Source organism: Melaminivora alkalimesophila (assembly GCF_000282995.1).
GTDB classification, from domain to species: domain Bacteria; phylum Pseudomonadota; class Gammaproteobacteria; order Burkholderiales; family Burkholderiaceae_C; genus Melaminivora; species Melaminivora alkalimesophila.
On sequence record NZ_ALEE01000318.1, the window covers coordinates 1 to 11,080 of the forward strand.

The following is an 11,080-nucleotide window of genomic DNA, read 5'->3' on the forward strand; positions in this document are numbered from 1 at the left end:
GGGTGCTCGGCTCGGCCGCCATGGCGCGCGATGCCACGGCGCGCCATCTGGCGGCCCGGCGTGACATTTGTTGACACTCCTTGTCCGGCGCCACACACACCGGTGCCAGGCGTTGACGCGCGCCAGCAACCATTGGGCTCACCTGTTCCACGCACCACAAAGGAGCCCAATCCACCATGGCCCGCACCTCCCCTCTCGCTGCGGCGGCTGCCGCCCTGACCCTGATGCTGGCCGCCGGCGCCAGCCAGGCCGCGACCAACGCCACCGTGGTCATCCAGACCGGCCCCGGGCATCCGCAGGCGGCCGTGCACGTCGCGCGCCACATGCCCCCTCCGCCGCCGCCGCGCTACGAGCGCGTGCCGTCCCCGCGCCGCGGCATGGTCTGGTCGCAGGGCCACTGGGAGTGGCGGGGCCACCGTTATGCCTGGGTGCCGGGCCGCTGGGTGCAGGCGCGCCACGGCGCCCACTACCGCCAGCCCCGTTGGGAACAGCGCGGCGGTCGCTGGCACTTCGCGAGCGGGGGCTGGGACCACCGCCCGCCCCCCCAGCGGCCGGGCCACCGCCCCAACCAGCGCCCCGGCAAGCCCCACCGCGGGCACTGAGCGCACCGGCGCGTGGTGCGAAGCCCTGCCCCGCGGGCGGCATCCCTGGCCCGCCCGGAGCGTATGCTGTTAGCATAGGCGCTGCAGGAGAGACGGCGGCCGCCCTGTGGCCCCGCACCGAAGGCGCAAACTCCCATACACGCTCAGGTACCGTACTGCACATCGACAAGGCCGTCTGGAGAGCCGCCCGCCACGCGCCGGGCGCACCGAAGGAGCAAGCCGTCCGCGCACGAGGCGCGTGGCGAATCTCTCAGGTACCAAGGACAGGGGGAGCGGCAACCAGGCCCTGGTGCGCCCGCTTCCCGCCCGCCTCGCGCGGTCGGCCGCTCGCGCGCCCGGCCTGGAGCTCAGCTTGAGAAAGGCTTTGTTCCACCATGCGAGTTATCGTTCTGGGCGCCGGCGTCGTCGGCACCGCTTCCGCCTACTTCCTGCAACAACTCGGCCATGAGGTCACGGTCATCGACCGCCAGGCCACGCCGGGCGCCGAGACCAGCTTTGCCAACGGCGGCCAGATCTCGGTCAGCCACGCCGAGCCCTGGGCCAACCCCTCGGCGCCGCTGAAGGTGCTGCGCTGGCTGGGCCAGGAGGACGCCCCGCTGCTGTTTCGCCTGCGCGCCGACCTGCGCCAGTGGCTCTGGGGCCTGCAGTTCCTGCGCGAATGCACGCCCGCGCGCACGCGCCACAACATCGAGCAGATCGTGCGCCTGGGCACCTACAGCCGCGACGTGCTGCAGGAACTGCGCAGCCAGCTGGGCCTGCAGTACGACCAGCGCACGCAGGGCATCCTGCATTTCTACACCAGCGCGCGCGAATTCGAGGGCGCGCTCGGCCCGACCGAGCAGATGTGCGGCCTGGGCTGTGCGCGCCAGGTGGTGAGTGCCGACGAGGCGGTGCGCATCGAGCCGGCGCTCGCGCCCATGCGCGCCCAGCTGGCCGGCGCCACCTTCACCGCCGAGGACGAGTCGGGCGACGCCAACCTGTTCACGCGCGAGCTGGCGCGCGCCGCGCAGGAGGCGGGCGTGCGCTGGCGCATGGGCTGCCACGTGACCGCGCTGCACCAGGCCGGCGGCGAGATCGACCACGTGGAGATCACCAACGAGGAAGGCCGCTACGAACGCCTCCAGGCCGATGCCTACGTGCTCTCGCTCGGCTCCTACAGCCCCATGCTGGCGCAGCCGCTGGGCATCCGGTTGCCCATCTACCCGGCCAAGGGCTACTCCGTCACCCTGCCGGTGCGCGACCCGGAGGCCGCCTACCAGGTCAGCCTGACGGACGACGAGTACAAGCTGGTCTTCTCGCGCTATACGCACGCCGGCGACCCAGCCACCGGCCGCCCGGCGCGCGACGTGATGCGCGTGGCCGGCACGGCCGAGCTCAATGGCTACGGGCGCGAGCTGAGCGCGGTGCGCTGCGCCGCCATCGTGCGCCGCGTGGAGCAGCTCTTTCCTGGCGCGGCCGACACCGCACAGGCGCAATACTGGTCCGGACTGCGGCCCGCGACGCCGAGCAACGTGCCGCTGATCGGGCGCACGCGCGTCGGGCGGCTGTTCCTCAACACCGGCCACGGCACGCTGGGCTGGACCCACGCCTGCGGCTCGGGCCGCTCGATCGCGCGCATCGTGAGCGGCCTCGCGCCCGAGCTGGACTTTGCCTTCACCGGCATGGCGCACCCCGCCACCGGCGCAGGGCGCGCGCAGCTGAGCACCTGAGGCACGCCAGCCCGTTCCACAGGGCGCGCGGCGCGCCCGGGGCGGGCTCCGTCAGGACTACCGGCGCTGGCGGGCCGCCTTTTTCGGCGCCGCCTTCGACGCGGCAGGCGCCGGCGCCTTGCCGGCGGCCGGCTTTTTCTTCGCGGCCGCCTTCTTCCCGGCCGCCGCCGGGGTGCCCGCCTCCTGCACGCCCTGCGCCCACTGCGTCGCCATGTCGCTGGCGGTCTTCAGCGCGCCGGTCGCCATCTCGCGCGTGCTGTCGAAGACCGCCTGGTGCGAGGCCGCATCCTGCATGGCGCGCGCCGCGATCTGCTGAAACTGGCTGGTCAGCGCGCCCCACCATTGCAGCGGATCGGCGGCCGCGGTGCCGCCCTCGTCGCTGGCCGCCGAAGGGGCCGGAGCGGGCGAAGGTGCGGGTGCGGGTGCGGGTGCGGGCGCCGGAGCGGGCGCTGGGGCAGAGGTGCCCGCGGCCGCGCCTGCGAAGGCCGCGGCCGCATCGCCCATGGCGACGTTCATGCCCTGCAGCGTGGCCAGGGTCATGCGCTGCACCTCCAGCGCCTGCACCATGGCCGTGAGGCCGCGCGCGTTCTGCTCCAGCCAGAACTGCACCGCCTTCAGGTCCTGGATCCGCTTGTCCAGTTCCTCGATGCTCGCCGTGGGGGCGATCCAGCTGCCCAGCCCCGGCAGGCCGGGCATGGCCGTGCCGGCGTTGCGGGTCAGCGTCTGCAGGAAGTCCATGCCGGGCATGAACCGCGCAAAGCCGAAGGGGGAGGTGTCGTCCATGGTCATCGCTCCTTGCTGGTGCGGTTGCGGCGGCGCAGCTCGCCGGGCCCGCAGGGATGGAAGCCCAAAGCTTAGCGCCCCGGGCCCCATCCACCAATGCCGGACGGCAGCGTGGCCAGAAAAGGCGTCGATGCGTGGCTTTTCGCGCGCCGGCGCCTGTGCGCGGGCGCCCAGCCGCAGACAACTGCTCCTAGAATCCCTGCACCAGCGCGCGCTGGCCTCTTTCCACTCCATCCAAGGGATCGCGAAGACCATGGCAACTGCAAAGAAATCCACCGCCACGCCCGCCAAGAAGGCAGCGGCGCCCGCCGCCAAGAAGGCGACAGCCAGTGGCGCCAAGGGCACGGCCGCTTCCAAGGCCGCCGTCCCTGCCCTCAAGCCGGTGAAGGACCCCTTCACCAAAACCTCGCTGGTGGCCTATCTGGCGGAAAACTCGGGCGTCGAGCCCAAGAACGTGCGCGCCGTCCTGGCCTCGCTCGAGAACGCCATCCTTGCCTCGGTACACAAGAAGGGCTCGGGCGAGTTCACGTTCCCCGGCCTGCTCAAGATCGGGCTGCAGCAGGTGCCGGCCAAAAAGAAGCGCTTCGCCAAGGACCCCTTCACCGGCGAGGAGCGCTGGTTCGCTGCCAAACCGGCCTCGACCAAGATCAAGACCCGCCCGCTCAAGAAGCTCAAGGACGCCACGCTCTGAGCGAGCACGCGCCCGCTCCGGGGCCAGGAACGAAGAAAGCAGCCATTGGCTGCTTTCTTTCTTTGGGCCGGTGCCGCGCTCAGCCCCCGGGCGGCTGCAGGTACAGCTCGGCCAGGCGCGCCCGCGCGGCAGCGCCCAGCCCGAGGCGCTGCCCCAGGTAGCGCTCCAACCCGCCGTGGTCCTGCTCGACCACGTCCAGCGCCGTGCGCAGGAAGCCCGGCTGCACCTGCCAGATGATCTGCAGCACCTCTTCGGGCGCCGTTCCCGCCACCATGCCCGGACGCTGGTACAGGCGGTTGGTCAGCAGGTAGTCCTGCATCACCACCTCTTCCGGCACGCCCAGCGCCAGCAGGATCAGCGCCGCCGCAAAGCCCGTGCGGTCCTTGCCCGCGGTGCAGTGGAACACCAGCGGCGTGTCTTCCGCCAGCAGATGCTCGAACAGCGCCGCGAACTGCGGGGCGTTGTCGGCCACGAAGGCGCGGTAGGTGTCGTGCATCAGCCGCTCGGCCATGGGCGCCGTCAGGGCCTGGCCCGAGGCCGCCAGTTCGCGCGCGCGGCGCACCACGGTCGGCTCGATCGGCAGCGCGTGGTAGCGCACGGACGGCAGCTGGTAGGCCTGGGCCGAGCTCTCGTCGTGCCCGCGCAGGTCCACGGCGCGCGCCAACCCGAGCGCCGCCAGCGCCTGGGCGTCCTGGGGGCTCAGGCCGGCCAGATGGTCGGAGCGAAACAGCCGGCGCCAGCGCACCTGGCGGCCATCCTGGGCGGCGTAGCCGCCGAGGTCACGGAAGTTGGAAGCCCCGACAAGGGAAATGTTGCGTGGGAGGTCGGTCATGCTTCGGACTGTAGGGCAAGGATCAGACGCCCAGATAGATGCGCCGGATGTGGTCGTCGCCCGCCAGCTCGGCACTGCTGCCCTGGCGCGCGACGCGGCCGTTCTCCAGCACGTACACGCGCTCGGCCACGCGCAGGGTGTTCTGTGCGTCCTGCTCGGCCATCAGGACCGCCACGCCCGAGGCGGCAATCGCCCGGATGGCATCGAAGATCTCGATCTTCAGCCGGTGGGCGATGCCCACCGAGGGCTCGTCGAGCAGCAGCAACCGGGGCCGGCCCATGAGCGCACGGCCGATGGCGACGAACTGCTGCTGGCCGCCCGAAAGGGTGGAGACCACCTGCTCCAGCCGCTCGCGCAGGATCGGAAAGAGCGCGAAAACTTTCTCCATGTCGGCCTCGACCTCGGCGCGCGACGGTCGCAGGTAGGCGCCCAGCTCCAGGTTCTTGCGCACCGTCAGTTCGGGAAACAGCCGCCGGCCCTCGGGACAGTGGCAGATGCCCAGGCCGACGACCTCGTGCGCCTCGCGCCCGTGCAGCGACTGGCCCTGGAAGGCCAGCGTGCCCTGGGAAGGCAGGGTGCGCGAAATGGCCTTGAGCAAGGTGGTCTTGCCGGCCCCGTTCGGCCCGAGCACGCCCACCAGCTCGCCCGGCTGCACCTGCAGGCTGACCGACTCCAGCGCCACGGCCTTGCCGTAGGAAGCCGCCAGCCCCTGAATCTCAAGCAGTGACAAGGTCCACCTCCGACTTGCCGATATAGGCTTCCACCACCTTCGGGTGGCGCACGATGTCCTGTGCGTCGCCCACAGCGATCAGCTCGCCGAAATCGATGGCCACCACGCGCTGCACCAGCTGCATGAACTCGCGCAGCTTGTGCTCGATGATCAGGATGCTCAGCCCGCGCTCGCCATGCAGGCGCCGGATCAGCGCCGACAGCGGCTCGATCTCGCTGGAGCCCAGCCCGGCGAAAGGCTCGTCGAGCAGCAGCAGCAGCGGGTCGGTGGCCAGCGCCCGGGCGATCTCCAGCCGGCGCTGGTCCCCATAGGACAGCAGCTCGGCCGGCGTGTCGGCCTTGTGCGCCAGCCCCACGTCCTCGAGCATGCGCAGGGAGCGCTCGCGCGGCCCTTCGCCCGAGGCGCGCCCGCGCGGCGAGTAGCAGGCGACCATGACGTTCTCCAGCACGCTCATGCCCACGAAGGGCCGGCACAGCTGGAAGGTGCGCGCCAGCCCCAGGTTGACCACCTGCGCGGGCGTGTGCCGGCCCAGATCGACGCCGTTGAAGAGCGCGCGCCCCTCGTCCGGCCGGATAAAGCTGGTCAGCAGGTTGAACAGCGTGGTCTTGCCGGCGCCGTTCGGGCCGAGGATGCCCACGATCTCGCCGCGCCCGACGTCAAAGCGCATGTCCTTGACCGCCGTCAGGCCGCCGAAGCGCTTGGTCAGGCCCTGAACCTCCAGGATGCTGCTCATGGCGCCACCTCCCTGGGGGTCGGCCCCAGCCGGCGCCACAGGGGCGCCACCAGCCCGCCACGCAGGAAAAAGATCACCCCGATCAGCAGCAGTGCATACACCAACAGCCGGTACTCGCCCGCACTGCGCAGCATCTCGCCCAGCAGCGACAGCAGGATCGCACCGCCCGCCGCCCCGTACACCGAACCCAGCCCGCCCACGTAGACCATGGTCACCACCGCCACCAGCATCAGCACCGAGACGATCTGCGGGCTGACCTGCATCTGGTAGCTGGCATAGAGCGCGCCCCCCAGGCCGGCGAAGACCGCACTGATGACCAGCGCCGCGATCTTGTAGAAGGTGATGTTGATGCCCGCCGCCTGGCAGCTCGCCTCGTCGCCGCGGATGGCGCGCAGCAGCACCCCCCAACGGCTGCGCGACAGCCCCACCAGCACCACCCCGCTGACCACCGCCGTCGCCAGCACGAAATAGTAGTAGTGGACCGAGTCGTAGACCAGTGGCGTCAGCCCCTGGATCCCTTCCTCGCCGCCCGTGATGTCCCACAGGATCAGCAGCATGCGCTGCGCGATCGCCGCGGCGGCCAGGGTCGCCAGGGCGAAGTACGGCCCTTTCAGGCGCAGCGTCGGAAAGCCGATCGCCACGCCCAGCAGCGCAGCCGTCCCGATGGCGGCGAGGATGCCGATCCATGGCGATACGCCGTAGTTCGCATCGAGGTAGGCACTGGCATAGGCGCCGATGCCGATGAACAGCGGATAGCCGAAATTCTCCCGCCCGGTCAGGCCGGAGAAGAAATCCCAGCTCATGGCCCAGATCGCGTAGATCAGGCACACCGTGAACACGCCCGTCATGTAGCCGCTGCCCAGCCACGGCACCGCCACCAGCAGCGCCAGCACAGCCGCCAGCAGCGCGCCCTGTCGCAGAGTGATCTTCATACCCATCCTCAAAACGCCGCACGCTTGCCGCGCAGCCCCGCCGGACGCAGCAGCAGCGTCAGCAACACCGCCCCCAGGGATACCACCTCGGTCCACGAAGAGGACACCAGGAAAGCCACGATCGTCTCGGCGTAGCCGAGCAGTACTGCCGCCAGCACCCCGCCCGACAGCGAGCCGAGCCCGCCCACGATGACGATGGCGAAGGCCTTGGTCAGCGCCGGCAGCGCCATCTGCGGCGAGGTCGACAGGAACGGGCCCGCCATGACCCCCGCCAGCGCCGCGAAGCCGGCCGACAGCGCCACCACCATGCCGTAGGCACGGTTCACGGGAATGCCCATGTACTGGGCCGCCAGCGGATCCTGCGACAGGGCCAGGATGGCCGCGCCCATGCGGGTGCGCTGGATCAGCAGCCACAGCGCCAGCAGCGACACCACGGCCATGGCCAGGGTGAGCAGCTGCTGGCCGCCGATGTCGGCATTGCCCAGGCTGAACTTGCGGTCCACGAAGGCCGGCACGTTGATGACTTCCGAGCCGAAGACCACCAGCACCGCCTGCTCCATGACCAGCAGGAAGGCCATGGTCACCATCATCACCGCCATGTTCGAATCCCGTTGCGGGCGGATCAACCAGCGCTCCACCGCCCAGCCCACCGCTGCCGTCGCGGCGATGGCCGCCACCGCCGCCAGCAGCAGCGGCAGGCCCAGCAGCACCGCGAACACGTAGGTGAAGTAGGCGCCCAGCATGTAGAACGCCCCGTGCGCCAGGTTCAGGATGCGCGCCACCCCGCACACCAGCGTGAAGCCCACGGCCAGCATCGCGTAGATGGCGCTGGTGACCGCGCCGTGCACCAGGATTTCCGTCATGCCTGCGCCTGCGTCAATTCATCCACTGCGGCTTGACGTAGTCGCCCGTGCGTGCCTCCTTGGGCCAGACGATGACGCGCTTGCCGCCCTCCTGCCACTGCACGAACAGCAGGTTGACCAGGCCGGCGCCCGCCTTCAGGTCGTGTGACTCGTCCAGCTGCATGCGACCCGTGGTCACCGGCATGTCGATGGTCTCCAGCGCCTTGATCACGGCGTCCGTGTCCAGCTTGCCGGCGCGGGTGACGGCGTCCGCATAGGCATAGACCGAGTCGTAGGCGCCTGCGCCGGTGTAGACGGGCTCGCGCTTGTAGCGGCCCTCGAAGGCCTCGAAGAACGGCAGCGTGCGCTCCGACAGCGGCGCGCGCACGATGAAGTTGATCGCCACCTCCGACAGGCTCTTGCCGCCCACACGCTCGAAGAAGTCCGTGTCCTGGCTCTTGACGTCGATGCCGCCATAGGGAACCGGCACGCGTGCGTCATACCACTGCTTGGCCAGGATGTCGCTGGAGGCGTGCGACAGGATCACCACCATGTACTCGGCGCCGCTGTTCTTGACCTTCGACAGCAGCGGCGAGAAGTTGGTGGTGCCGGTGTCGAAGGTCTCGGCCATCACGATTTCCAGGCCCTTGTCCTGCGCGCTCTTCTTCAGGTAGGGCAGCAGGTCCTGCACCCACTTGGCGCTCTCGCCGACGATCGCGAACTTCTTCAGCCCCAGTTCGCCGTGCAGGAAACCCGTCATGTAGCCCAGCAGGCCGTTGGCCAGGTGCAGCGAGTTCAGCACGCCGGTGCGGAAGATGTACTTGTTGGTGTCGTAGTTCTGCTTGACCTTGGCGGTGATGGCTGGCGAGGCCGCGCCCACGGTGAGGGCAATGGTCTTGGCGCGCGTGATGTGCGGCAGCTGCGCCAGCGTGACGCCGGAGGTGTAGCCGCCGATCAGCACATCCACCTTCTCGTCGGCCGTCAGTTTCTTGATGGCACTGATGCCCTTCTCCGGATCCTCCGTCTCGTCGGCCACGACCATGCTCAGCTGGCGCCCCAGTACCCCGCCCTTGGCGTTGATCTCGTCCACGGCCAGCTGCGCGCCGTCGCGGATGTCCCGGCCCACCTGCACCTGGATGGGTGCGTTGATGCCGATCTTGATGGGCGGCTGCGCCTGGGCGTGGGCCAGCGTGCCGAACAGGGCGGCCGTGGCGATGGCCGCCAGGCGCTTGAGGAAAGGATGTGCTTGCGTCATTGCGGTCTCCTTGGGTGCTTGGGTTGGTGTCACGGAAAAAGAGGTCGGGGCCCGTGCCTGCAACGGCCGGGCAACGGCAGTTCGCTCACGCGGCCAGCGGCTCCTCGGCAGGGACCGGGGCTTGCCAGCGCTCGGCCAGCCGGGCGCGGTGCGCCGCCACGGCCTCCACACTGGCCTCGCGCACGTGGCCGAAACCGCGCACGCGCTCTGGCCAGTCGGCAATCTCCACTGCCAGCGGCAGGCGCGCGGCATCGAGCTGGCGGAGCAGCTGCTCCACGTCCTGCTCGTACTCGGCGATCAGGCGCAGCGCCAGCCGGCGCTCGGCATTGCCGCGGAAGGGATCGAGCACCGTGCCGCGCAGGCCGCGCAGCCGCGCCAGCACCTGCAGCGCCCGCCAGGCCCAGGGCCCCAGCTCGCGCTTGCGCACTGCGCCGGTTGCCGGGTCCTTGCGCGCGAACGGCCAGGCGCCCAGGTGGAAGTGCAGCCGGAAGTCGCCCTCGAAGGCCTGCTGCAGCTCGGCGCGGAACTCGGGCGTGCTGTACAGGCGCGCGACCTCGAACTCGTCCTTGTAGGCCAGCAGCTTGTGGTAGTTGCGCGCCACGGCCAGCGCCAGGGCGTCGCCGCCTCCGGCCGCGCGCTCGGCCTCCGCCACGCGCTGCACCAGATCGCGGTAGCGCGCCGCGTAGGCAGCGTTCTGCCACTCGGTCAGGCGGGCGCTGCGGTCCTCGACGACGTCGTCCAGCCGCGTGAGCAGCGGGCGCAGCTGCGCCACCTCCGCCGGCTGCGCCAGCCGATGCACGGCTTCCCCATCGTGCGCCGCGCGGCGGCCCCAGAGGAAGCTCTTGAGGTTGAAAACCACACTCACGCCGTTGAGGGCGATGGCCTGCTCGATCGCCTGGCGCGCCACCGGCAGCCAGCCGCGCTGCCAGGCAAAACCCAGCAGGAACATGTTGGCGGCGATGGTGTCGCCCATCAGCTCCACCGCCAGCCGCGTGGCAGCCACCGCCTGCAGATCCTCCTGCGCCCCGAGGGTCGCGCGGATGCGCTCCTGCAGCGCCTGCCCATCGAGGCGCCAGTCGGGGTTCTGCGTGAACTCGCTGGTGGGCGCGACGCCGGTGTCGACGACCACCCGCGTGCGGCCGGCGCGGCACTTGGACAGCGCCTCGTCGCCGGCGCTGACCACCAGGTCGCAGCCCACCACCAGGTCGGCCTCGCCGCTGGCCAGCCGCGCGGAATGCAGCTGTCCGGCGTGGCTGGCGATGCGGATGTGCGACATCACGGCGCCGTACTTCTGCGCCAGCCCGGTCACGTCCAGGGTGCTCGCGGCCTTGCCGTCCAGGTGCGCCGCCATGCCCAGGATGGCGCCGATGGTCACCACGCCGGTGCCGCCGATCCCCGTCACCAGCACGCCGTAGGGGCGCGCGCCATCGAGCGCCGCGAGCGTCGGCTCGGGCAGCGCCATGTCCTGCTCGGGCAGGCTGCGCGCCTTGCCGCGGCGCGGCTGCGCCCCAGTCAGGGTCACGAAGCTGGGGCAGAAGCCCTCGACGCAGGAGAAATCCTTGTTGCACGAGGACTGGTTGATGCGCCGCTTGCGCCCCAGCTCGGTGTCGATCGGCTCGACCGACATGCAGTTGGACTTCTGGCTGCAATCGCCGCAGCCCTCGCAGACCGCGGCGTTGATGAAGGTGCGCTTGTCCGGGTCGGGGTACTGACCGCGCTTGCGCATGCGGCGGCGCTCGGTGGCGCACATCTGGTCGTAGATCAGCACCGACACCGCCGGGAACTCGCGCAGCTCACGCTGCACCTGCTCCAGCGCGCTGCGATGCTCCACCCGCACACCCTCGGGCAGGCGCACGCCGTCGTAGCGCCCCGGCTCGTCCGCCACCACGACCACGCGCCCCACCCCTTCAGCCAACAGCTCCGCCGCCATCTGCGGCACCGACAGCTCGCCGTCCACCGGCTGCCCGCCGG

General features: G+C 70.6%; 11 protein-coding genes and 1 riboswitch. Of the genes, 3 read left to right on the forward strand and 8 right to left on the reverse strand.

Going from position 1 to position 11,080, the window contains the following annotated elements:
- Positions 1–176: 176 nt before the first annotated feature.
- Both A612_RS05920 and A612_RS05925 read left to right on the forward strand, forming a co-directional pair.
- Complete coding sequence (locus tag A612_RS05920; RefSeq protein ID WP_019373605.1) at positions 177–602, forward strand: YXWGXW repeat-containing protein; 426 nt, start codon at positions 177–179, stop codon at positions 600–602.
- Between the two features lie 165 nt (positions 603–767).
- A riboswitch (glycine riboswitch) is annotated at positions 768–879 on the forward strand.
- Between the two features lie 97 nt (positions 880–976).
- On the forward strand, positions 977–2,311 hold the full coding sequence (locus A612_RS05925) for a D-amino acid dehydrogenase (RefSeq protein WP_019373606.1): 1,335 nt from the start codon (positions 977–979) through the stop codon (positions 2,309–2,311).
- Positions 2,312–2,368: 57 nt separating this feature from the next.
- On the opposite strand, the gene A612_RS05930 is transcribed toward A612_RS05925, so the two are convergent.
- Positions 2,369–3,094, reverse strand: coding sequence for a PhaM family polyhydroxyalkanoate granule multifunctional regulatory protein (locus A612_RS05930; RefSeq protein WP_040436210.1), 726 nt, complete (start codon positions 3,092–3,094; stop codon positions 2,369–2,371).
- Positions 3,095–3,347: 253 nt separating this feature from the next.
- On the opposite strand from A612_RS05930, the gene A612_RS05935 reads away from it, so the two are divergent.
- Positions 3,348–3,785, forward strand: coding sequence for an HU family DNA-binding protein (locus A612_RS05935; RefSeq protein WP_040436211.1), 438 nt, complete (start codon positions 3,348–3,350; stop codon positions 3,783–3,785).
- A 79-nt stretch (positions 3,786–3,864) separates the two neighbouring features.
- On the opposite strand, the gene A612_RS05940 is transcribed toward A612_RS05935, so the two are convergent.
- From A612_RS05940 to A612_RS05970, 7 genes are all read right to left on the reverse strand, one after another.
- Positions 3,865–4,617, reverse strand: a complete 753-nt coding sequence (locus A612_RS05940; RefSeq protein ID WP_019373609.1) for a tyrosine-protein phosphatase — start codon at positions 4,615–4,617, stop codon at positions 3,865–3,867.
- Between the two features lie 22 nt (positions 4,618–4,639).
- Positions 4,640–5,347 carry an ABC transporter ATP-binding protein gene (locus A612_RS05945; RefSeq protein WP_019373610.1) on the reverse strand — a complete coding sequence of 236 codons (708 nt, stop codon included), beginning with the start codon at positions 5,345–5,347 and terminating at the stop codon, positions 4,640–4,642.
- Positions 5,334–6,080, reverse strand: coding sequence for an ABC transporter ATP-binding protein (locus A612_RS05950; RefSeq protein ID WP_019373611.1), 747 nt, complete (start codon positions 6,078–6,080; stop codon positions 5,334–5,336). The genes A612_RS05945 and A612_RS05950 overlap by 14 nt, the downstream gene beginning before the upstream one ends.
- Positions 6,077–7,012: a branched-chain amino acid ABC transporter permease gene (locus A612_RS05955; RefSeq protein ID WP_019373612.1), complete on the reverse strand. Its 936-nt coding sequence runs from the start codon at positions 7,010–7,012 to the stop codon at positions 6,077–6,079. The genes A612_RS05950 and A612_RS05955 overlap by 4 nt, the downstream gene beginning before the upstream one ends.
- Positions 7,013–7,020: 8 nt before the next feature.
- Positions 7,021–7,875 (reverse strand): branched-chain amino acid ABC transporter permease, encoded by an 855-nt coding sequence (locus tag A612_RS05960; RefSeq protein WP_019373613.1) that lies wholly within the window; start codon positions 7,873–7,875, stop codon positions 7,021–7,023.
- Positions 7,876–7,888: 13 nt separating this feature from the next.
- Positions 7,889–9,109, reverse strand: a complete 1,221-nt coding sequence (locus tag A612_RS05965) for an ABC transporter substrate-binding protein (RefSeq protein WP_019373614.1) — start codon at positions 9,107–9,109, stop codon at positions 7,889–7,891.
- 85 nt (positions 9,110–9,194) lie between these two features.
- On the reverse strand, positions 9,195–11,080 hold a 1,886-nt coding region (locus tag A612_RS05970; protein ID WP_019373615.1), incomplete at its 5' end, for an indolepyruvate ferredoxin oxidoreductase family protein.